Annotated in this window: 24 protein-coding genes, 1 tRNA gene and 1 pseudogene; 19 read left to right on the top strand and 7 right to left on the bottom strand. The window is 56.5% G+C overall.

Going from position 1 to position 19,470, the window contains the following annotated elements:
- The first annotated feature begins 44 nt into the window (after positions 1 to 44).
- The 6 genes from AC3WMT_RS21240 to AC3WMT_RS21215 are packed head-to-tail and all read left to right on the top strand — an operon-like array spanning position 45 to position 5,998.
- Positions 45 to 1,598, top strand: coding sequence for a sugar ABC transporter ATP-binding protein (locus AC3WMT_RS21240; protein WP_103304886.1), 1,554 nt, complete (start codon positions 45 to 47; stop codon positions 1,596 to 1,598).
- Entirely contained in the window at positions 1,595 to 2,572 is a 978-nt protein-coding gene (locus tag AC3WMT_RS21235; protein ID WP_103304887.1) for an ABC transporter permease, read from the top strand. The genes AC3WMT_RS21240 and AC3WMT_RS21235 overlap by 4 nt, the downstream gene beginning before the upstream one ends.
- A gap of 3 nt (positions 2,573 to 2,575) precedes the next feature.
- Positions 2,576 to 3,595, top strand: coding sequence for a LacI family DNA-binding transcriptional regulator (locus AC3WMT_RS21230; RefSeq protein ID WP_103304888.1), 1,020 nt, complete (start codon positions 2,576 to 2,578; stop codon positions 3,593 to 3,595).
- Positions 3,596 to 3,619: 24 nt separating this feature from the next.
- Complete coding sequence (gene rbsK / locus AC3WMT_RS21225; RefSeq protein ID WP_103304889.1) at positions 3,620 to 4,537, top strand: ribokinase; 918 nt, start codon at positions 3,620 to 3,622, stop codon at positions 4,535 to 4,537.
- Positions 4,534 to 4,938: a D-ribose pyranase gene (rbsD, locus tag AC3WMT_RS21220; RefSeq protein WP_103304890.1), complete on the top strand. Its 405-nt coding sequence runs from the start codon at positions 4,534 to 4,536 to the stop codon at positions 4,936 to 4,938. Before rbsK ends, rbsD begins: the two co-directional genes overlap by 4 nt.
- Positions 4,939 to 4,969: 31 nt before the next feature.
- Positions 4,970 to 5,998, top strand: a complete 1,029-nt coding sequence (locus AC3WMT_RS21215; RefSeq protein ID WP_103304891.1) for a nucleoside hydrolase — start codon at positions 4,970 to 4,972, stop codon at positions 5,996 to 5,998.
- Between the two features lie 33 nt (positions 5,999 to 6,031).
- Here AC3WMT_RS21215 and AC3WMT_RS21210 read toward each other — a convergent pair whose 3' ends face one another.
- Positions 6,032 to 6,244, bottom strand: a complete 213-nt coding sequence (locus tag AC3WMT_RS21210; protein WP_103304938.1) for a hypothetical protein — start codon at positions 6,242 to 6,244, stop codon at positions 6,032 to 6,034.
- Between the two features lie 132 nt (positions 6,245 to 6,376).
- Between AC3WMT_RS21210 and AC3WMT_RS21205 the strand changes: the two genes are divergently transcribed.
- Together AC3WMT_RS21205 and AC3WMT_RS21200 are read left to right on the top strand one after the other, a co-directional pair.
- Positions 6,377 to 6,682 carry a hypothetical protein gene (locus AC3WMT_RS21205; RefSeq protein ID WP_007913485.1) on the top strand — a complete coding sequence of 102 codons (306 nt, stop codon included), beginning with the start codon at positions 6,377 to 6,379 and terminating at the stop codon, positions 6,680 to 6,682.
- Positions 6,683 to 6,849: 167 nt separating this feature from the next.
- Complete coding sequence (locus tag AC3WMT_RS21200) at positions 6,850 to 7,164, top strand: I78 family peptidase inhibitor (protein ID WP_103304892.1); 315 nt, start codon at positions 6,850 to 6,852, stop codon at positions 7,162 to 7,164.
- A gap of 73 nt (positions 7,165 to 7,237) precedes the next feature.
- Here AC3WMT_RS21200 and AC3WMT_RS21195 read toward each other — a convergent pair whose 3' ends face one another.
- Together AC3WMT_RS21195 and AC3WMT_RS21190 are read right to left on the bottom strand one after the other, a co-directional pair.
- Entirely contained in the window at positions 7,238 to 7,450 is a 213-nt protein-coding gene (locus AC3WMT_RS21195; RefSeq protein ID WP_003179963.1) for a cold-shock protein, read from the bottom strand.
- A 288-nt stretch (positions 7,451 to 7,738) separates the two neighbouring features.
- Positions 7,739 to 8,041: a hypothetical protein gene (locus tag AC3WMT_RS21190; RefSeq protein ID WP_103304893.1), complete on the bottom strand. Its 303-nt coding sequence runs from the start codon at positions 8,039 to 8,041 to the stop codon at positions 7,739 to 7,741.
- A gap of 371 nt (positions 8,042 to 8,412) precedes the next feature.
- Here AC3WMT_RS21190 and thrS point away from each other — a divergent pair, with 371 nt between their 5' ends.
- The 9 genes from thrS (at position 8,413) to AC3WMT_RS21145 (ending at position 15,866) form a co-directional block, all read left to right on the top strand.
- Positions 8,413 to 10,335 (top strand): threonine--tRNA ligase, encoded by a 1,923-nt coding sequence (thrS, locus tag AC3WMT_RS21185; protein WP_103304894.1) that lies wholly within the window; start codon positions 8,413 to 8,415, stop codon positions 10,333 to 10,335.
- Positions 10,335 to 10,886: a translation initiation factor IF-3 gene (infC, locus tag AC3WMT_RS21180; RefSeq protein ID WP_171057393.1), complete on the top strand. Its 552-nt coding sequence runs from the start codon at positions 10,335 to 10,337 to the stop codon at positions 10,884 to 10,886. The genes thrS and infC overlap by 1 nt, the downstream gene beginning before the upstream one ends.
- Positions 10,887 to 10,946: 60 nt before the next feature.
- Positions 10,947 to 11,141 (top strand): 50S ribosomal protein L35, encoded by a 195-nt coding sequence (gene rpmI / locus AC3WMT_RS21175; RefSeq protein ID WP_002553160.1) that lies wholly within the window; start codon positions 10,947 to 10,949, stop codon positions 11,139 to 11,141.
- A 28-nt stretch (positions 11,142 to 11,169) separates the two neighbouring features.
- A complete protein-coding gene (gene rplT, locus AC3WMT_RS21170; protein WP_007913489.1) occupies positions 11,170 to 11,526 on the top strand; it encodes a 50S ribosomal protein L20 in 357 nt (118 codons plus the stop codon).
- A gap of 109 nt (positions 11,527 to 11,635) precedes the next feature.
- Positions 11,636 to 12,652 carry a phenylalanine--tRNA ligase subunit alpha gene (gene pheS / locus AC3WMT_RS21165; protein ID WP_003226365.1) on the top strand — a complete coding sequence of 339 codons (1,017 nt, stop codon included), beginning with the start codon at positions 11,636 to 11,638 and terminating at the stop codon, positions 12,650 to 12,652.
- Between the two features lie 26 nt (positions 12,653 to 12,678).
- Positions 12,679 to 15,057 carry a phenylalanine--tRNA ligase subunit beta gene (pheT, locus tag AC3WMT_RS21160; protein ID WP_103304895.1) on the top strand — a complete coding sequence of 793 codons (2,379 nt, stop codon included), beginning with the start codon at positions 12,679 to 12,681 and terminating at the stop codon, positions 15,055 to 15,057.
- 3 nt (positions 15,058 to 15,060) lie between these two features.
- Positions 15,061 to 15,363, top strand: coding sequence for an integration host factor subunit alpha (ihfA, locus tag AC3WMT_RS21155; protein ID WP_002553164.1), 303 nt, complete (start codon positions 15,061 to 15,063; stop codon positions 15,361 to 15,363).
- A complete protein-coding gene (locus tag AC3WMT_RS21150; protein WP_003179985.1) occupies positions 15,344 to 15,700 on the top strand; it encodes a MerR family transcriptional regulator in 357 nt (118 codons plus the stop codon). The genes ihfA and AC3WMT_RS21150 overlap by 20 nt, the downstream gene beginning before the upstream one ends.
- A gap of 89 nt (positions 15,701 to 15,789) precedes the next feature.
- Positions 15,790 to 15,866: transfer RNA gene (locus AC3WMT_RS21145), tRNA-Pro, on the top strand.
- 89 nt (positions 15,867 to 15,955) lie between these two features.
- On the opposite strand, the gene AC3WMT_RS21140 is transcribed toward AC3WMT_RS21145, so the two are convergent.
- A complete protein-coding gene (locus tag AC3WMT_RS21140; RefSeq protein ID WP_103304896.1) occupies positions 15,956 to 16,327 on the bottom strand; it encodes a phiTE_072 family protein in 372 nt (123 codons plus the stop codon).
- A gap of 85 nt (positions 16,328 to 16,412) precedes the next feature.
- Here AC3WMT_RS21140 and AC3WMT_RS21135 point away from each other — a divergent pair, with 85 nt between their 5' ends.
- Positions 16,413 to 17,156 (top strand): hypothetical protein, encoded by a 744-nt coding sequence (locus tag AC3WMT_RS21135; protein WP_103304897.1) that lies wholly within the window; start codon positions 16,413 to 16,415, stop codon positions 17,154 to 17,156.
- 17 nt (positions 17,157 to 17,173) lie between these two features.
- Here AC3WMT_RS21135 and AC3WMT_RS21130 read toward each other — a convergent pair.
- Positions 17,174 to 18,097: pseudogene (locus tag AC3WMT_RS21130) on the bottom strand (DNA cytosine methyltransferase).
- Between the two features lie 200 nt (positions 18,098 to 18,297).
- A complete protein-coding gene (locus AC3WMT_RS21125) occupies positions 18,298 to 18,441 on the bottom strand; it encodes a hypothetical protein (RefSeq protein ID WP_218276680.1) in 144 nt (47 codons plus the stop codon).
- Positions 18,442 to 18,658: 217 nt separating this feature from the next.
- On the opposite strand from AC3WMT_RS21125, the gene AC3WMT_RS21120 reads away from it, so the two are divergent.
- Complete coding sequence (locus AC3WMT_RS21120) at positions 18,659 to 18,829, top strand: hypothetical protein (protein WP_158249176.1); 171 nt, start codon at positions 18,659 to 18,661, stop codon at positions 18,827 to 18,829.
- Positions 18,830 to 18,974: 145 nt separating this feature from the next.
- Here the strand turns inward: AC3WMT_RS21120 and AC3WMT_RS21115 are convergent, their stop codons facing one another.
- Entirely contained in the window at positions 18,975 to 19,376 is a 402-nt protein-coding gene (locus AC3WMT_RS21115) for a hypothetical protein (RefSeq protein WP_103304898.1), read from the bottom strand.
- Positions 19,377 to 19,470: the final 94 nt, after the last annotated feature.

Raw genomic sequence — 19,470 nt, 5'->3', positions numbered from 1 at the left:
ACACAACGGCGCTCGTCCGTCCGGGCGAGCGCATGGAGATTTTTATGTCAGTTTCCGCCCCGAACGCTGTCCTCTCGGTCAGCGGTATCGGTAAGACCTATGCGCAACCGGTGCTCACCGGCATCGATTTGACGCTGATGCGCGGTGAAGTGCTGGCGCTCACTGGCGAGAATGGCGCCGGTAAAAGCACGCTTTCGAAGATCATTGGCGGTCTGGTCACTCCGACCACGGGCCATATGCAGTTTCAGGGCAAAGAATATCGCCCGGGCAGTCGTACCCAGGCAGAAGACCTTGGCGTACGCATGGTCATGCAAGAACTCAATCTGTTGCCGACGCTGTCGGTGGCGGAGAATCTGTTTCTCGATAATCTGCCAAGCAATGGTGGCTGGATCAGCCGCAAGCAGTTGCGTAAAGCCGCTATCGAAGCCATGGCGCAAGTCGGTCTCGACGCGATCGATCCGGATACGTTGGTCGGCGAGCTGGGGATCGGGCATCAGCAGATGGTCGAAATCGCCCGGAACCTGATCGGCGATTGCCATGTGCTGATTCTCGACGAACCCACCGCGATGCTGACGGCGCGTGAAGTTGAAATGCTCTTTGAGCAGATCACTCGTTTGCAGGCGCGCGGCGTCTCGATCATCTACATTTCCCACCGCCTCGAAGAGCTGTCCCGTGTTGCCCAGCGCATTGCCGTGTTGCGTGACGGCAACCTGGTCTGCGTCGAACCGATGGCCAATTACAACAGCGAGCAACTGGTCACGCTGATGGTCGGTCGTGAACTGGGTGAACACATCGACATGGGCCCGCGCAAGATTGGCGCCCCGGCGTTGACGGTCAAGGGTCTGACGCGTTCCGACAAGGTGCGCGACGTCTCGTTCGAAGTGCGCGCCGGAGAGATCTTCGGGATTTCCGGGCTGATCGGGGCAGGGCGCACGGAATTGCTGCGGCTGATTTTCGGTGCCGATGTCGCCGACAGCGGCACGATATCGTTGGGCTCGCCCGCACAAGTTGTGAGTGTGCGTTCGCCGGTCGATGCGGTACGCAATGGCATCGCGTTGATCACCGAAGACCGCAAGGGCGAAGGCTTGCTGCTCAGTCAGTCGATCAGCGCCAACATCGCGTTGGGCAACATGCCGGAAATCTCCAGTGGCGGTTTCGTTAACAATGGCGACGAGATCGCCTTGGCGCAACGGCAGATCGATGCCATGCGCATCCGCAGTTCGAGCCCGACCCAGTTGGTGTCAGAGCTTTCCGGGGGGAACCAGCAGAAGGTTGTGATTGGTCGCTGGCTGGAGCGTGATTGTTCGGTGCTGCTGTTCGATGAGCCGACTCGTGGCATCGACGTCGGTGCCAAGTTCGACATTTATGCCTTGCTCGGTGAATTGACTCGCCAGGGCAAAGCGCTGGTGGTGGTCTCCAGTGACCTGCGTGAATTGATGCTGATCTGCGACCGGATCGGCGTGCTGTCCGCAGGTCGTCTGATCGATACCTTCGAGCGCGACAGCTGGACCCAGGATGATTTGCTTGCCGCCGCGTTCGCCGGCTACCAAAAACGTGATGCGTTGCTCAACGAAGCGGCGCCTAGGGATCTCCCATGAAAACTGCATCTCCTGCCGGCAAACGTAGTGGCAATTTTTACGGGCTGGGTACTTATCTGGGGCTGGCCGGTGCCTTGCTGGCGATGGTCGCGCTGTTCTCGATCTTGAGCAGCCACTTTCTGTCCTATAACACCTTCAGCACCCTGGCCAACCAGATTCCCGATCTGATGGTGCTGGCAGTCGGCATGACCTTCGTGCTGATCATCGGCGGCATCGACCTTTCGGTGGGCTCGGTGCTGGCATTGGCGGCATCAACGGTCAGTGTCGCCATTCTCGGCTGGGGCTGGAGTGTTCTGCCGTCGGCGCTGCTGGGCATGGCGGTAGCGGCGCTGGCCGGCACCGTCACTGGTTCGATCACCGTTGCCTGGCGGATTCCATCGTTCATCGTGTCCCTCGGCGTGCTGGAAATGGCTCGCGGCCTGGCGTACCAGATGACTGGTTCGCGCACGGCTTATATCGGTGATTCTTTTGCCTGGCTGTCGAACCCGATCGCATTCGGCATCTCGCCTTCGTTCATCATTGCCTTGCTGGTGATCTTCATGGCCCAGGCGGTTTTGACTCGCACCGTGTTTGGTCGCTACCTGATCGGCATCGGCACCAACGAAGAGGCGGTAAGGCTGGCGGGGATCAATCCGAAGCCTTACAAGATTCTGGTGTTCAGCCTGATGGGGTTGTTGGCCGGTATCGCCGCGCTGTTCCAGATTTCTCGTCTGGAAGCGGCTGACCCGAACGCCGGCTCCGGTCTGGAGTTGCAAGTGATTGCTGCTGTGGTGATCGGCGGGACCAGCCTGATGGGCGGGCGCGGTTCGGTAATCAGCACGTTCTTTGGGGTGTTGATCATTTCCGTGCTGGCAGCGGGTCTGGCGCAAATCGGTGCGACCGAACCGACCAAACGTATCATCACCGGTGCAGTGATTGTCATCGCGGTCGTGCTCGATACCTATCGTAGCCAGCGCGCCAGTCGGCGGGGCTGAGCCATGGCGACGATCAAGGATGTGGCGGCCCTCGCGGGGATTTCCTACACGACCGTGTCGCATGTGGTGAACAATACCCGGCCGGTCAGTCAGGAAGTGCGGCGCAAAGTCGAGGCGGCCATCAAGAGCCTCGACTATGTGCCGAGCGCGGTGGCGCGCTCGTTGAAAGCCAAGACCACGGCAACCATTGGCCTTTTGGTGCCCAACAGCCTCAACCCGTACTTCGCCGAACTGGCGCGGGGCATCGAGGATTACTGCGAGCGTAACGGCTACTGCGTGATCCTCTGCAACTCCGATGACAACCCGGAAAAGCAACGCAGCTATTTGCGCGTATTGCTGGAAAAACGTATCGATGGGTTGATCGTCGCTTCGGCGGGCGGTGAAAGTGGTTTGGCGCAAGGGTTGGCCGGGGTGAAGACGCCCATGGTGATTGTCGACCGTGGCCTTGATGGCGTGGATGCCGATCTGGTACGCATCGACCACGAATACGGCGCCTATCTCGCCACCCGCCATCTGCTGGAGCTTGGCCATCGCGATATTGCAACAATCGGCGGTCCGGCGAGCACCAGCGTGGCGCAGATGCGTCAGGCCGGATATTGCCGGGCGCTGAAAGAGGCGGGCATAGAAATACGTCAGGCGCGCATGCTGGAAAGTGATTTCACCAGTACCGGTGGTTACAACGCCGCGGCGATCCTGCTCGAGAGCAACCCGCCGAGCGCGATTTTCGCCGGTAACGACATGATTGGTATCGGTGTGCTGCGTGCAGCGGCAGAGCGTAACGTGCGGGTGCCGAGTGATCTGTCGGTGATCGGCTTCGACGATATCCAGATGAGCCGTTATGTCTATCCGGCACTCACTACCGTCGGCCAGTCAATCCTGCAGTTGGGCGAAATGGCGGCCGAGGTGCTGCTGCGAAGACTTGCTACTCCAACTCTGGGCACGGATCAAAGGATCGTGACCCCGAGTATTGTCCTGCGCGAGTCGACCGCGCCGCTGTCCGGCGTGTTCACCGAATATCGCTGAAACCGAATTGACGAGTAATGATGTATGCCAGCAAATGTAGTGGTAATAGGCAGCCTGAACATGGATCTGGTGACCCGGGCGCCACGGTTGCCCCGGGGCGGTGAAACGCTGATCGGTCACTCCTTCGCCACCGTGTCCGGCGGCAAGGGTGCCAATCAGGCAGTGGCTGCCGCGCGACTGGGTGCACAAGTGGCGATGGTCGGTTGTGTCGGCAATGACGACTATGGCGTGCAATTGCGTGATGCCTTGCTGGCTGAGCAGATTGACTGCCAGGCGGTGAGCGTCGTCGAGGATTCCAGTGGCGTGGCGTTGATCGTGGTCGATGACAACAGTCAGAACGCCATCGTGATTGTCGCCGGAGCCAACGGCGCGATGACACCGGCGGTGATCGACCGGTTCGACGCCGTGCTACAGGCTGCCGATGTTGTCATCTGTCAGCTTGAAATTCCGGATGCGACGGTGGGCCATGCGCTCAAGCGCGCGCGTGCGCTGGGCAAGACGGTGATCCTCAACCCCGCGCCAGCCAGCCGCACGTTGCCGTCGGATTGGTTCGCGGCCATCGATTATCTGATTCCCAATGAAAGCGAAGCCGCTGCATTGAGCGGCCTGCCGGTCGATTCGCTGGAAACCGCAGAAAGCGCTGCAAGTCACTTGATCGCGATGGGTGCGGGCAAAGTCATCATCACCCTCGGCGCCGAGGGCTCATTGTTCGCCAACGGCAAAGGCTTCGAGCATTTTCCTGCCCCCAAAGTGAAAGCCGTCGATACCACGGCGGCAGGGGATACCTTTGTCGGTGGTTTTGCCGCTGCCCTGGCCGCTGGCAAGTCCGAAGCTGAAGCGATTCGCTACGGGCAGATTGCCGCTGCATTGTCAGTGACTCGCGCTGGCGCGCAGCCTTCTATCCCAACAATGTCCGACGTACAGGCCTTTAAACCCGCATGAAAAAGACTCCTCTGCTCAATGTCGCGCTGTCGCGGCTGATCGCCTCCCTGGGCCATGGCGACATGGTGGTCATCGGTGACGCCGGGTTGCCGGTGCCGCCCGGTGTCGAATTGATTGATCTGGCGCTGACCCACGGCGTTCCGGATTTCGTCACCACGTTGAAAGTGCTGCTCAGCGAAATGCAGGTGGAAAGCCATGCGTTGGCCAAAGAGATTTTCGATAAGCAGCCGACGGCGCTCACCACGCTGGAGGCGTTGAATGAAGAGGGCGCACTGGGGCGTCGCGATCTGCTCAGTCACGACCAATTCAAGGTTCTCAGCCGACAGGCACGAGCGATTGTTCGTACAGGCGAATGTCAGCCGTACTGCAACATCGTTCTGGTCGCTGGGGTTACGTTCTGATTTTCGATTTCATCTGCACAAGGAATGCGCCATGCAACGCTATGCTCAAAAACTGCATCAACTGGTCCGGAGTCTGCTGCTTTTGTCCGTGATAACTGCAACCGGCGCTCATGCGGCGGAAAAAATCGACCTGATCATCGACACTGATCCGGGTGCCGACGACGTGGTCGCCTTGCTGTTCGCCCTGGCCTCGCCGGACGAACTGAATATTCGTGCGCTGACCACCGTGGCCGGCAACGTGCGCCTCGACAAGACGTCGCGTAATGCGCGTCTGGCTCGCGAGTGGGCAGGGCGCGAGGATGTACCGGTGTACGCCGGTGCGCCGAAACCGCTGATGCGTACGCCGATCTACGCCGAAAACATCCATGGCAAGGAAGGCCTGTCGGGTGTCACCGTGCATGAACCGAAAAAAGGCCTGGCTGAAGGCAATGCGGTCAACTACCTGATCGACACCCTGAAAAAAGCCAAGCCGCACAGCATCACCATCGCCATGCTCGGTCCGCAGACCAACCTGGCGCTGGCGCTGATCCAGGAGCCCGAGATTGTTCAGGGCATCAAGGAAGTGGTGATCATGGGTGGTGCGCACTTCAACGGTGGCAACATCACCCCGGTGGCTGAATTCAACCTGTTTGCCGATCCGCAAGCGGCTGAAGTGGTACTCAAGAGCGGCGTGAAGCTGACCTACCTGCCGCTGGACGTGACCCACAAGATTCTCACCAGCGATGCGCGCCTCAAGCAGATTGCAGCGCTCAACAACAATGCGAGCAAGATTGTCGGCGACATTCTCAACGAGTACATCAAAGGGGATATGGAGCATTACGGTATCCCGGGCGGCCCGGTGCATGACGCTACCGTCATCGCTTACCTGCTGAAGCCGGAACTGTTCACCGGTCGCTCGGTTAACGTGGCTGTTGATAGCCGTGAAGGGATCACTTTCGGTCAGACCGTCGTTGATTGGTACGACGGCCTGAAACAACCGAAAAATGCATTCTGGGTCGAGAATGGTGATGCCCAAGGCTTCTTCGATCTGCTGACTGAGCGCCTGAAACGCCTGAAGTAAGGCAAAGACCCGCAGGTGCCAGCCTGCGGGTCGCTACTCTCTCTCGGTGTCCGGTTTGCCCTTTGGGTCGTGCTGATACCTCTCGAACACTTGGGCTATAAACGTTTGCGCGCCTTGTGTTCCCATCGTTTTGACCAGCAGATCAATACTGATCAATGCCAGCTCTTCCGAACTGCCCGGGCTGTATGAACTGTGCCCTTTCGGCCACAGGACTTTGATGTCGGCGGTGATGCTTACGGTGCTCATGAGTGCGCTCGAAAGGTCGGGAATGTCGGTGGACGAGTTAACCACTTTGTCGCTCGTTTGGCACTGCGACTTAGGCATGAGCACAACGCTATGCGACACTTGGTCTTTTCCGGCTTATCCAAGGATCGTGCTGTGCAGATCGATTTGAATACCCCTGACGGCCTTACGCTTGATGCCGTACGCCAATTGCTGGCGTCGGCCAGCGATGATGAGCACACGCAACTGCGCGTGACCAAGGGCGGTATTGCGTATATTTCTTCGGGCGTGACGGGCGGTCAGGACATTGATGGCCTGTTGTTTCGTCTGGAAACCTGGGCCAAGGGTTCAGGCTATGTGGGAAATGTCGCGGCCAGCGACGAAGTGTGGGTGATGCAGATTTTCAATGCGCTCAAAGACAACTGGCCGAATCCACCTTACGACTACATCGACGTCTACTGAGCTCGTTAATATTCAGTCACGATTGATTGATGAAGGGGTGAGGGCTGCTCAGGCAAACTCGGCGTTTTTCCGGTCGTGGGGCAGGGGGATGGCATTTGTCATGAAACCAAACGCCGCATTGGCGGTCGCACGATCTCAGCTTAATCATTTGAAAGTAAGGAGGCTTCATGCCTTTGAAGTTCGCGACACTGGGTGCACTTATGGCCGCTGCCATGTTGGCCGGTTGCAGTACGACCTCCAGCGAGTCGGCAAAGGATCCTGTGGCGCCAGAAGCTGGTAGCCGCTGTGAAGCGACGGCAGCGGAGTTCGCCATTGGCAAGAAAGCTTCGCCCGCACTATTGGAGCAGGCCCGAGCGAAAGCCGGTGCGCAAAACGCACGCTTCCTCAAGCCCGATGACATGATCACCCTGGAATACCGCTCCGATCGCTTGAACCTGAATACCGATAACGCTCTGGTGGTTACCCGCGTCAACTGCGGCTGATCGCCGAGCGCTTTTGTTTCAGGCATAAAAAACCCCGTCACATGGACGGGGTTTTTTTAGTTCTGCTCAGAAATTACTCTGGGCGAACCTGTGCAGCTTGCATACCCTTTTGGCCTTTCTCAGCCACGAAAGAGACGGTCTGGCCTTCTTTCAGGCTTTTGAAACCGTCGGATTCGATAGCTTTGAAGTGTACGAACAGGTCGTCACCGCCACCTTGAGGAGTGATGAAGCCGAAGCCTTTTTCATCGTTGAACCACTTAACGGTGCCGGTTTGGCGATTAGACATGGTGTATCTCCAAGAAACATATATTTTTCAGTACTGTGCTGCTCAGGCCAACTGGGCACACCCGGGTATCATAGTCGAAATGTTCGCTTTGGTAGCCCCCCGGACGTGCTGTTTGCCAATCAGTCGTGTTTTCTTTGCTGCCTTTGTACGCTGAAAGCCCCGGTTTCAAAGGCTTTTAGCGAAAAGTAAAGACAATAAAAAAACCTGTAAAACCTGCATAAATCGTCCGAAAAGGCTCAAATTCAGCCGTTTTCAGGGGCGCTGAGCCGAGTCAGAAGTGCTTTTTACTTACTTTTTTGCCGGGGTGTTGGCTTTGCATTTGGCAATTTGGCCCAGCGCTTTCTGCTTCAATTCAGGCGTAGCCTTGTTGTCCATCAACGCCTGAATGTCGCTGGCCGGATAAGACTTGATGGCATCTGCACCACAGGCACAGTGAGATTTGGCAGCAGCGGCGCCGATTTGTGGAGTAGCCGCCTGGGTGCACTGTGCCATGTATTTCTCGCGTTCGCCCTTCGGCCAATCAGCGTGAGCGGCCAGCGGCATCAACAGAACAATAGGGGCGACTACGGCGAATAAGGTGTTCAGACGCATGCGAGGATGCTCCTTGTGGGTCAATGTCTTGTTATCTGAGGGGGTAAAGGCCTCTCAAGTTCAGCACTCTGGCATAAAAACGGACGATTTGCCTTCTGCTCAAACAGAGGCATAAGTGACCGCTCATCTGTGCTAGCATGCCGGGCTCAAGCGTTTACAGGCACCGGATGACTTTCCGTCCCGGCTGCGGTCAGCGTGCGAACATTCTGATTTGAATCCCAGTCACTCTGGTTCGGTTTTCCGGTTGGCCGCAAGGCTCCTGCCGCTGTAAGGCAGGCGTTCGTCATTGAATGGCCTGGATCGGATCTTGTACTGGCTCATCCCAACCCACGTGACCTTTGGTAGGGGTCACCACTAGGAGAGGAGGCGCCATGCCAACTATTACTCTTCCCGACGGCAGTCAACGTTCATTCGATCACCCGGTTTCCGTAGCCGAGGTCGCCGCATCCATTGGTGCAGGCCTGGCCAAAGCCACCGTGGCCGGCAAGGTCAATGGCAAGCTGGTTGACGCCAGCGACATCATCGACAGCGACGCGACGCTGCAAATCATCACGCCAAAGGATGAAGAGGGGCTGGAGATCATTCGCCACTCTTGCGCGCACCTGGTCGGCCATGCGGTCAAGCAGTTGTACCCGACTGCCAAAATGGTGATCGGGCCGGTCATCGACGAAGGCTTCTATTACGACATCGCCTTCGAGCGTCCTTTCACTCCGGACGACATGGCCGCCATCGAGCAGCGCATGCAGCAGCTGATCGAAAAAGATTACGACGTCATCAAGAAGGTCACTCCGCGCGCCGAGGTGATCGAAGTGTTCAAGGCCCGCGGCGAAGACTACAAGCTGCGTCTGGTCGAGGACATGCCGAACGAGCAGGCGATGGGCCTGTACTATCACGAAGAATACGTCGACATGTGCCGCGGTCCGCACGTGCCGAACACGCGCTTCCTGAAATCCTTCAAGCTGACCAAGCTGTCGGGCGCCTACTGGCGCGGCGACGCCAAAAACGAGCAGTTGCAGCGCGTTTACGGCACCGCTTGGGCGGACAAGAAGCAGCTCGCGGCTTACATCCAGCGCATCGAAGAAGCTGAAAAGCGCGATCACCGCAAGATCGGCAAGCGTCTGGGCCTGTTCCATACCCAGGAAGAAGCACCGGGCATGGTGTTCTGGCACCCGAACGGCTGGACTCTGTACCAAGTGCTCGAGCAATACATGCGCAAGGTGCAGCGTGACAACGGCTACCTTGAGATCAAGACGCCGCAAGTCGTTGATCGCAGCCTTTGGGAGAAATCCGGGCACTGGGCCAACTACGCCGACAACATGTTTACCACGCAGTCGGAAAGCCGCGACTACGCCATCAAGCCGATGAACTGCCCTTGCCACGTGCAGGTGTTCAACCAAGGCCTGAAGAGCTACCGCGAGCTGCCGATGCGTCTGGCCGAGTTCGGTGCCTGCCACCGTAACGAGCCATCGGGCGCGCTGCACGGCATCATGCGCGTGCGTGGGTTCACTCAGGACGACGCCCATATCTTCTGTACTGAAGAGCAGATGCAGGCCGAATCCGCTGCGTTCATCAAGCTGACCATGGACGTATATCGCGACTTCGGCTTTACCGATGTCGAGATGAAGCTGTCCACTCGTCCGGAAAAACGCGTCGGTTCCGACGAGCTGTGGGATCGCGCTGAAGCCGCACTGGCTGCAGCCCTTGATTCTGCGGGCCTGCCGTACGATCTGCAGCCGGGTGAGGGCGCGTTCTATGGTCCGAAAATCGAATTCTCGCTGAAAGATTGCCTCGGTCGCGTCTGGCAATGTGGTACCTTGCAGCTCGATTTTAACCTGCCTGTCCGTTTGGGCGCTGAATACGTCTCCGAAGACAACAGCCGCAAACACCCAGTGATGTTGCACCGTGCGATCCTCGGTTCCTTCGAGCGTTTCGTCGGGATTCTGATCGAGCACTACGAAGGTGCATTCCCTGCGTGGCTCGCGCCAACCCAGGCGGTGATCATGAATATCACTGATAAACAGGCAGATTTTGTTGCAGAAGTAGAAAAAACTCTCAACGAAAGCGGATTTCGTGCCAAGTCCGACTTGAGAAATGAAAAGATCGGCTTTAAAATCCGCGAGCATACTTTGCTCAAGGTTCCCTATCTTTTGGTTATCGGAGATAAGGAAGTCGAGATGCAGACTGTCGCTGTGCGTACTCGTGAAGGTGCTGACCTGGGCTCGATGCCCGTCGCCCAGTTCGCTGAGTTTCTCGCGCAAGCGGTTTCCCGGCGTGGTCGCCCAGATTCGGAGTAATTATTATTAAGCGTGAAATGAGACAAGATAAACGAGCTGCACCGAAAGCCCCGATCAACGAGAATATCTCGGCACGCGAGGTTCGGTTAATTGGCGCTGATGGCGAGCAGATTGGCATCGTCTCGATTGATGAAGCGCTTCGTATTGCTGAAGAAGCAAAGCTTGATCTGGTAGAAATCTCTGCCGACGCAATCCCACCGGTTTGCCGGGTGATGGATTACGGCAAATCTATCTTCGAAAAGAAGAAACAGGTTGCAGCGGCGAAGAAGAACCAGAAGCAGATTCAGGTAAAAGAAATCAAGTTTCGTCCAGGGACGGAAGAAGGGGATTACCAGGTAAAACTGCGCAACCTGGTACGTTTCCTGAGTGATGGGGACAGGGCCAAGGTATCCTTGCGATTCCGCGGCCGTGAGATGGCCCACCAGGAGCTGGGGATGGAACTCCTCAAGCGGGTTGAAGCTGACCTGCTCGAGTACGGTTCGGTCGAACAGCATCCTAAGATGGAAGGACGCCAACTGATCATGGTCATCGCCCCGAAAAAGAAGAAGTAATCATCAGGGCACGGCAGGCCTTCTGATTATGTTTATCAACTGAATGCGGAGTATCCGAACATGCCAAAAATGAAAACCAAAAGTGGTGCTGCTAAGCGGTTTCTGAAAACTGCTAACGGTATCAAGCACAAGCACGCTTTCAAGAGCCACATCCTGACTAAAATGTCGACCAAGCGTAAGCGTCAACTGCGCGGTAGCAGCTTGCTGCATCCGTCTGACGTGGCAAAAGTCGAGCGCATGCTGCGCCTTCGTTAATTTTAGTCAAGAATAGAGGAAGTAACTCATGGCTCGTGTAAAGCGTGGCGTCATTGCCCGTAAACGTCACAAAAAAATTCTGAAACTTGCTAAAGGCTACTACGGCGCACGCTCGCGCGTATTCCGTGTTGCCAAGCAAGCGGTAATCAAGGCAGGCCAATACGCCTACCGTGACCGTCGTCAGAAAAAACGTCAGTTCCGCGCTCTGTGGATCGCTCGTATCAACGCTGGTGCACGTGTTAACGGTCTGTCCTACAGCCGTTTCATCGCTGGCCTGAAAAAAGCGTCCATCGAGATCGACCGTAAGGTTCTGGCTGATCTGGCAGTGAACGAAAAAGCGGTGTTTGCTGCGATTGTCGAGAAAGCTAAAGCCACCTTGGCTTAAGTACCCCCGACAATCACCCGGTCTCACTTCCGTGGGGCCAGGTGGTAAACGTCTTAAATAGGGGAAGAGCCTTCAAGCTCTTCCCCTATTTTGTATCTGGAGTCTGTACATGGAAAACCTGGACGCGCTGGTCTCTCAAGCTCTAGAGGCTGTGCAAAGCGCTGAAGATATCAATGCCCTGGAGCAAATCCGGGTTCAATACCTTGGCAAAAAGGGCGAATTGACTCAGGTGATGAAGACCCTGGGGAATTTGCCGGCAGAAGAGCGTCCACAAGTTGGCGCCCTGATCAACGTTGCCAAGGAGCGTGTAACAGGCGTTCTCAATGCGCGCATGGCCCTGTTTGAAGAAGCCGAACTGGCTGCCAAACTGTCCGCCGAGTCCATTGATGTGACGTTGCCGGGCCGTGGTCAGACCTCCGGTGGTCTGCATCCGGTGACCCGGACTCTGGAGCGTGTTGAACAGTTCTTCACTCGCATTGGCTACGGCATCGCCGAAGGTCCTGAGGTCGAAGACGACTATCACAACTTTGAAGCGCTCAACATCCCAGGCCATCACCCGGCCCGGTCGATGCATGACACCTTTTATTTCAACGCCAACATGCTGCTGCGCACCCATACCTCGCCGGTACAGGTCCGCACCATGGAATCGAAGCAGCCACCGATCCGCATCGTCTGCCCAGGCCGTGTGTACCGTAGCGACTCCGATATCACCCACTCGCCGATGTTCCACCAGGTCGAAGGCCTGCTGGTCGATCGCGACATCAATTTTGCCGATCTCAAAGGCACCATCGAAGAGTTCCTGCGGGTGTTCTTCGAGAAAGAACTGGCCGTACGTTTCCGTCCTTCGTACTTCCCGTTCACCGAGCCATCCGCTGAAGTCGATATGGAATGCGTGATGTGTAGCGGTAAAGGCTGCCGCGTCTGCAAGCAGACCGGCTGGCTGGAAGTGATGGGCTGCGGCATGGTTCACCCGAACGTGCTGCGCATGTCCGGCATCGATCCGGAAGAGTTCTCCGGCTTTGCTTTCGGTATGGGCGTCGAGCGTCTGGCCATGCTCCGTTACGGCGTGAACGACTTGCGTCTGTTCTTCGACAACGACTTGCGGTTCCTCGCGCAATTTCGCTAGTCGTAACGAATTCTTAGGAGAGCAGGATGAAATTCAGTGAACAATGGCTGCGTGGCTGGGTTAGCCCGCAGGTAGATCGCGACGAGCTGGTTGCTCGTCTGTCGATGGCCGGTCTTGAGGTCGATAGCGTTACGCCGGCCGCCGGTGTATTCAGTGGCGTGGTGGTGGGCGAGGTGCTGAGCACCGAGCAACACCCTGACGCTGACAAGTTGCGCGTGTGCCAGGTCAGTAATGGTGCGGAAACCTTCCAGGTCGTATGCGGTGCGCCAAACGTGCGTCCGGGCCTGAAGATTCCGTTCGCCATGATCGGTGCCGAGTTGCCAGGCGACTTCAAGATCAAGAAGGCCAAGCTGCGCGGCGTTGAGTCAAACGGCATGCTTTGCTCGCAAGCCGAGCTGCAAGTCGGTGAAGGCAACGACGGTCTGATGGAGCTGCCGGCCGATGCGCCGGTGGGCGAAGATTTCCGCGTATATCTCGATCTGGAAGACGCCAGCATCGAGGTCGACCTGACCCCGAACCGTGGCGACTGCCTGTCCCTGGCCGGCTTGGCTCGTGAAGTCGGCGCACTGTACGCCGTTCCGGTCACCCGTCCGGTGGTGATGAGTATTCCCGCTGTGCACGATGAAGTGCGTTCAGTGGAGGTGCTGGCGCCAGCGGCATGCCCGCGTTACCTGGGTCGTGTCATCCGCAACGTTGACCTGTCCAAACCTACGCCGCTGTGGATGGTTGAGCGTCTGCGCCGTGCTGAAGTGCGCAGCATCGACGCTGCCGTCGACATCACCAACTACGTGATGCTCGAACTGGGTCAGCCGCTGCACGCTTTCGATCTTGCCGAAATCAATGGCGGTATCCGTGTGCGCATGGCGGAAGAGGGCGAGAAACTGGTTCTGCTCGACGGTCAGGAAGTTAGCCTGCGTAGCGATACGCTGGTGATCGCTGACCACACCCGCGCTCTGGCGATTGCCGGTGTGATGGGTGGCGAGCACAGCGGCGTGTCCGCGACCACTCGCGATGTATTCCTGGAAAGTGCGTTCTTCGATCAGATCGCGGTCGCGGGCAAAGCTCGTTCCTACGGCCTGCATACCGATGCTTCGCACCGTTACGAGCGTGGTGTGGATTGGCAGCTGGCCCGTGAAGCCATGGAGCGGGCCACCGGCCTGCTGCTGGAAATCACTGGCGGCGAAGCCGGCCCGATCATCGAGACAGTCAGCGAGCAACATCTGCCGTCGATCGCGCCGATCACCCTGCGTGCCCAGCGCATTACCCAGATGCTCGGCATGGAAATGGATTCGGCGCAGGTCGAGCGTCTGCTCAGCGCCTTGGGTCTGAACATTTCCGCCGATGGTGCAGGCCAGTGGCGCGTAGAAGTGCCAAGCCATCGCTTCGACATTAGTCTGGAAGTCGATCTGATCGAAGAGCTGGCTCGCCTGTACGGCTACAACCGTCTGCCGGTTCGTTACCCGCAAGCGCGTCTAGCGCCACAAGCCAAGGCTGAAGCGCGTAGCGATCTGCCGGAGCTACGCCGTCTGCTGGTGGCGCGCGGTTATCAGGAAGCGATCACTTACAGCTTCATCGATCCAAAGCAGTTCGAGCTGTTCAATCCGGGCGTCGAGCCGCTGTTGCTGGCCAATCCGATCTCTAATGATATGGCCGCCATGCGTTCGTCGTTGTGGCCGGGTCTGGTCAAGGCGTTGCAGCACAACTTGAACCGTCAGCAGGATCGCGTGCGTCTGTTCGAAAGCGGTCTGCGCTTCGTTGGTCAACTGGAAGGTCTGAAGCAAGAGCCGATGCTGTCCGGTGTTGTCTGCGGTAGCCGTCTGCCGGAAGGCTGGGCGCAGGGTCGCGATACTGTGGACTTCTTCGACGTCAAAGCTGACGTAGAAGCTGTACTGGGTTTTGCCGGTGCGCTGGACTCGTTCACTTTCGCACCGGGCAAACACCCGGCGCTTCACCCGGGTCAAACCGCACGCATTGAGCGCGAAGGGCGTGAAGTCGGCTTCATCGGCGCCATTCACCCGGAACTGTCGAAAGCTTTGGGTCTGGATCGTCCAGTCTTTGTTTTCGAGCTGGTTCTGGCGGAAGTGGCACTCGGTAAAATGCCGAAATTCCACGAGTTGTCGCGCTTTCCTGAAGTGCGTCGTGACCTTGCACTGATCGCGTACAAAGACGTTGCAGCCTCGGCTGTATTGGACGTAATCCGTGAAAATGCAGGCGAATGGCTCACAGATCTAAGGCTGTTTGACGTTTATCAGGGTAAAGGCATTGATCCTGATAGAAAAAGCCTTGCAGTTGGCTTGACCTGGCAGCATCCATCGCGCACTCTTAATGACGATGAGGTGAATTCGACGACGCAAAATATCCTCACCTCGCTCGAACAAAGGTTGAACGCCACGTTAAGGAAGTGACGTATGGGGGCTTTGACGAAAGCTGAGATGGCGGAACGTCTGTATGAAGAGCTGGGCCTGAACAAGCGGGAAGCCAAGGAATTGGTCGAACTGTTTTTCGAGGAAATCAGGCACGCTCTTGAAGACAACGAGCAGGTCAAATTGTCCGGTTTCGGCAATTTCGACCTTCGGGACAAACGCCAGCGGCCTGGCCGCAACCCGAAAACGGGGGAAGAAATCCCGATCACGGCTCGCCGTGTGGTCACCTTTCGTCCAGGGCAGAAGTTGAAGGCCCGAGTTGAGGCTTATGCTGGAACCAAGTCATAACGACGAACTACCCGTCATCCCGGGCAAACGCTACTTCACCATTGGTGAAGTCAGCGAGCTGTGTGCCGTAAAGCCACACGTGCTGCGCTACTGGGAGCAGGAGTTTCCTCAACTCAACCCCGTCAAACGCCGCGGAAACCGTCGGTATTATCAGCGCCAGGACGTGCTGATGATCCGGCAGATCCGCGCGCTCCTTTACGATCAGGGTTTTACCATCGGCGGCGCACGTTTGCGTCTGTCCGGCGATGAAGCCAAAGACGACACCACCCAATACAAGCAAATGATCCGCCAGATGATCGCCGAGCTCGAAGATGTGCTGGTGGTACTCAAGAAATAAAAAGCTGCGTTTGAATACTTCCAGTTTTCAAAAGCTTGCGATATATTCTTGAGCGCTCTTAGAGGTGAAGAGCGAAATGCAACATCAGTCGGGGCGTAGCGCAGTCCGGTAGCGCACTAGCATGGGGTGCTAGGGGTCGAGTGTTCGAATCACTCCGTCCCGACCATTATTCCTGAGTAAAATCAGACACTTGAGCCGATCAAATAGATCGGCTTTTTTGTGCCTGCGCAAAATCCGCGCAAAACTTGCGCAAAACTACCCGGTGATTTCGTTGATATTCAGGTCTGGAATTGCCTCCGACCAGACGATCTCGGCGTGGTCCTTCTGGTAGTTTTTGGTCATGGTTTCGCTAGCGTGTCCGGCGATCTTCTGATCGAAGTAGCCAATGATGTAGCTGGTGTTTAGCTCGCAAAAGAACTGGGCAATGTTCAGGCCGTCCCACATGCTTCTCCAGTAGGCCGTCCAGCTCTTACCCCAGCAACTGACGGTGATCTTCCCTTTGCATGGCGCCAAGTCTTCGAGGAACACGGTGATTGGGTCGAGGTTCGGCGCGCCGGTGATTACCAGCTTCGTCACGGTCGAGCGCTCAACCTTCAGCGGCTCGGCCGGTTGGTTTTCTGTGGGCATGGGGCGTCCTATGCTGGGGCATGCCCGGGCGTTGGAGGGGGTGGGGGATCAGCTACAGTTGAGCGATTAACTAGAGATAGAAATCATGGTTCACATAAACAAGCATGGACTTCGCCGCACTGTCCCAGCAGCCGTAAAGCGTGAGATACGCAGTCGATGTGGTTTTGGATGCGTAATTTGCGGTCTTGCCTATTATGACTACGAGCATTTCGACCCAGAATTCAAGGAAGCTAAAGCTCACAATCCCGAAGGAATGACCCTTCTTTGCATGCAGTGCAATCAGAAGAGGGCACGCGGCACCTTGTCTGTGGAAACGGTTACCAGGGCAAATCTTAAACCGAAGTGCAAGGAAGATGGTTTTGCTTCGGAGTTGTTTGATTTTGGTCCGGAGCCTGTAGAGGTTACATTTGCAGGCGTGACTTTTTACAACTGTGACGTGCTCATTCAAATTTCGGGAATCCCCCTACTCTCGTTCTCACCGCCAAAAGAAGTTGGTGGCCCGGTTCTCCTTTCAGGTTTTCTCGCAGATTCGAGTGGTGCAACCACGCTAAAAATTGTAGAGAACGAATGGTTTGCGGGGGATGAAAGCTGGGATGTAGACGTGGTCGGACCTCAAATAACCATACGCAGAGGGCCAGGAGACATAGCTCTGCAAATCAGAGTGGCACCTCCGCATGCGATTTTCATCCAGAGAATAGACATGAATTTCGAAGGCTATTTTCTGCGGGGAGATCAAGAGTCGTTGCATATTTCGCAAGACGGAAAAAACTGGACCACTTTCAGTGCAGTTGGCGTGCGGAATTGCGGGGTTGGCATTTCATTGCGTTGATTTCCAAAGTTTTTGCCTTACGCCGCTTCCATGAGCGCTTCAATAATTCTTTGCCCAGCCAGCGGCGGTACTGCGTTGCCGGTCATGTGCATGGTCAGCTTGTGGTTGTTCGGGCGCAGCGTGTCCTTCAGGAATGATTGTGCGGCCATAGCCTCGTCAGCGCTGATCATGCGCATCATGTCACCGTCGACCACTGCCCAGCGGTCCAGCGTGGTGATGGTGCCGATCGGTCGATCAAGGCTGCGCCCAGTGAGGCCAGAACCCGAACCGTAATAGGGCATCACGAAACGATCGCCGAAGCGCTAGCGACCATTCTTCACACGGGTCAGCGTCGACGCAGCACGGCCTGGCTTGTTGGTCGGCGACCACTTGCCCGCGCCGAAGTCAATAATCTCGCGGGCGGGCACATACTGGTAGCGGGGGAGCTGTAGATGTAGAGGCGCTTTGCTACGCGAGCAGACCATGAACAGGCGCACGCGGTGTTGCGGGACACCAAGATCGGCGCAGTCCACGATGTGCGGTGCCAGTGCGTAACCCAGGCGCTGCATGGCGTCGGCCCAAGCCGGATACAAAATCCAGTCCATGAACTCCGGTACATTCTCGATTACGGCGAACTCCGGTCGATTGACCTCAGCGTTTTGTACCGGCGCCCAGGCTGTCAAGCGAGAGTTGTCGTGCTGAGGGTTGCCGGCAGCCTTGCCGCGAGCCTTTGTGTGCCCTTGGCAGCAGGGAGAGGCGAGCATTACATCGTGCTTCGGTACGTCGGCCCAGTTCGCCTGGTGCAGATATTGGCAGGCGTGAATCGTCTCCGGATTGTTGCGGGTGTGCCACTCGACCGCCTCGGGCCAGCGGTTGGCAGCCCAGAGAACATTGAGGCCGGCATCCTTGCCGCCACGCGTCCAACCGCCGAAACCAGAAAACAAGTCAATTGCGGTGAGCATGCGGGATCCCACCGGGCATTTCCAACCGGCTGAATGAATTTATGTGTTCGCGTTCGCCATCTCCCTACGCAAGAAGTCCAAACAACTATTGAGGTGTCGGATGGCGCAGGTATGTGAATGTCTTGATGTTTTGATCGCTTTATTGGCTTTGATTGCTGCATTGCTCCGGCTTTGGCCAGGATGACAAGCAATAGTGTTTTTTAGTTTTGGTTGATACGTTGGGCTTCTGGGGAGGAGAGGCCCATTTCACTTTCAGCGAACCAGGTTGCGCGCATGCCGAGCGGCTTCCATGCAAGTGTTGCCGCCTCGATGCCGGAGCACACCGAGCCGTATTCGATTTCCATAGGGGGGGCCTCGCCGGCTGGCGTGATTCGTAGAAGTGAGGTAGATTTTTTGGACAATAACTCGAGCGAAATTGCAATGAATGTACGAATGACACCATTAGAGTGATGGGCGGCAGGAATAGCGACCTCGCTGTTTGTAGTTGGTTTTGCGCTAGGCTATTTTTGGGATTCCGTTTGGCTCAATAGGTTTGGATCTTTGATTATTGTGGTCGGAGTGATGGCGGCCACAATCAAAATCTCAGACTTGATTGACTTGCAGGGAAACTATCCAAAAATCCTTGAGGAAGTAGTACAACACAATCGTGATTTTTTTGGCGGGCAAATGCCAGCAGGATATCAAGTAAAACTTGAGCAGGCAGTTGCTAAAAATTTCGCGAAAAATTTGTAGAATTCAAAAGAGATCAAGTTGATCGCGCTAAGTGGGTTGAAGTATATGTGATCGTCTTTGGGACTTTGACTAATGGATTTGGCGATTACCTGCTTAGCCTCTTCAAGGTTGTCGCTACCTGAAGTAGAGCTGTAAATGAGGAAGGTCAGGCGCGCCGAACTTTGAAGTGCAGCATCGCCTTGATGTTATGGCAGTAATCCTGAAACCGCTCGTAAGCCTTGTATTTGGCCTGGCTGCGAGTGGCTGCCCATACCCTGACCAGGTCTTCGCGGGCTTCCCGGCTCCAATCGAGATCGTCCCAGTCATGCTTGAACGGTAGTGCCAGCCACTCCTTGAGCGGCAACGTTTCGGCCATTTCGCCGTATTGCATTTCGTGGGTTGGGTGGTGGTTGTTGATCCGCTTCTTCGGGTCTTCGTCAAGTACCACGCCGATGTAGTGCCCGCGATCTGCCAGGATTATCCCGGGCTTCCCGTAGGCTATGACGCGGCGGCCAATTTCGGCGGGCATCTGATAGTGCTGCCGCACGTATGTGCAGTTGTGATTCATGGATTATCTCCAGTCAGGCGCCGCCCTTCGTGACCGGATGGAGGTGGCGGGTTGAATTTATTGAACTGGGCTACGCTCTTGGCTCAATCTCACT

The sequence above is a fragment of the Pseudomonas sp. FW305-7 genome (assembly GCF_058786735.1).
The sequence above is the reverse complement of the archived record's forward strand: the minus strand, read 5'-3'. Positions and strand labels throughout refer to the sequence as shown.

What these genes read in the sequence shown, in the direction of transcription:
- AC3WMT_RS21240 (WP_103304886.1), top strand. Translation starts at nt 45, where the DNA reads ATGTCAGTTTCCGCCCCGAACGCTGTCCTCTCGGTCAGCGGTATCGGT.
- AC3WMT_RS21235 (WP_103304887.1), top strand. Translation starts at nt 1,595, where the DNA reads ATGAAAACTGCATCTCCTGCCGGCAAACGTAGTGGCAATTTTTACGGG.
- AC3WMT_RS21230 (WP_103304888.1), top strand. Translation starts at nt 2,576, where the DNA reads ATGGCGACGATCAAGGATGTGGCGGCCCTCGCGGGGATTTCCTACACG.
- rbsK (WP_103304889.1), top strand. Translation starts at nt 3,620, where the DNA reads ATGCCAGCAAATGTAGTGGTAATAGGCAGCCTGAACATGGATCTGGTG.
- rbsD (WP_103304890.1), top strand. Translation starts at nt 4,534, where the DNA reads ATGAAAAAGACTCCTCTGCTCAATGTCGCGCTGTCGCGGCTGATCGCC.
- AC3WMT_RS21215 (WP_103304891.1), top strand. Translation starts at nt 4,970, where the DNA reads ATGCAACGCTATGCTCAAAAACTGCATCAACTGGTCCGGAGTCTGCTG.
- AC3WMT_RS21210 (WP_103304938.1), bottom strand. Translation starts at nt 6,244, where the DNA reads ATGAGCACCGTAAGCATCACCGCCGACATCAAAGTCCTGTGGCCGAAA.
- AC3WMT_RS21200 (WP_103304892.1), top strand. Translation starts at nt 6,850, where the DNA reads ATGCCTTTGAAGTTCGCGACACTGGGTGCACTTATGGCCGCTGCCATG.
- AC3WMT_RS21195 (WP_003179963.1), bottom strand. Translation starts at nt 7,450, where the DNA reads ATGTCTAATCGCCAAACCGGCACCGTTAAGTGGTTCAACGATGAAAAA.
- AC3WMT_RS21190 (WP_103304893.1), bottom strand. Translation starts at nt 8,041, where the DNA reads ATGCGTCTGAACACCTTATTCGCCGTAGTCGCCCCTATTGTTCTGTTG.
- thrS (WP_103304894.1), top strand. Translation starts at nt 8,413, where the DNA reads ATGCCAACTATTACTCTTCCCGACGGCAGTCAACGTTCATTCGATCAC.
- rpmI (WP_002553160.1), top strand. Translation starts at nt 10,947, where the DNA reads ATGCCAAAAATGAAAACCAAAAGTGGTGCTGCTAAGCGGTTTCTGAAA.
- rplT (WP_007913489.1), top strand. Translation starts at nt 11,170, where the DNA reads ATGGCTCGTGTAAAGCGTGGCGTCATTGCCCGTAAACGTCACAAAAAA.
- pheS (WP_003226365.1), top strand. Translation starts at nt 11,636, where the DNA reads ATGGAAAACCTGGACGCGCTGGTCTCTCAAGCTCTAGAGGCTGTGCAA.
- pheT (WP_103304895.1), top strand. Translation starts at nt 12,679, where the DNA reads ATGAAATTCAGTGAACAATGGCTGCGTGGCTGGGTTAGCCCGCAGGTA.
- ihfA (WP_002553164.1), top strand. Translation starts at nt 15,061, where the DNA reads ATGGGGGCTTTGACGAAAGCTGAGATGGCGGAACGTCTGTATGAAGAG.
- AC3WMT_RS21150 (WP_003179985.1), top strand. Translation starts at nt 15,344, where the DNA reads ATGCTGGAACCAAGTCATAACGACGAACTACCCGTCATCCCGGGCAAA.
- AC3WMT_RS21140 (WP_103304896.1), bottom strand. Translation starts at nt 16,327, where the DNA reads ATGCCCACAGAAAACCAACCGGCCGAGCCGCTGAAGGTTGAGCGCTCG.
- AC3WMT_RS21135 (WP_103304897.1), top strand. Translation starts at nt 16,413, where the DNA reads ATGGTTCACATAAACAAGCATGGACTTCGCCGCACTGTCCCAGCAGCC.
- AC3WMT_RS21125 (WP_218276680.1), bottom strand. Translation starts at nt 18,441, where the DNA reads ATGGAAATCGAATACGGCTCGGTGTGCTCCGGCATCGAGGCGGCAACA.
- AC3WMT_RS21120 (WP_158249176.1), top strand. Translation starts at nt 18,659, where the DNA reads ATGGCGGCCACAATCAAAATCTCAGACTTGATTGACTTGCAGGGAAAC.
- AC3WMT_RS21115 (WP_103304898.1), bottom strand. Translation starts at nt 19,376, where the DNA reads ATGAATCACAACTGCACATACGTGCGGCAGCACTATCAGATGCCCGCC.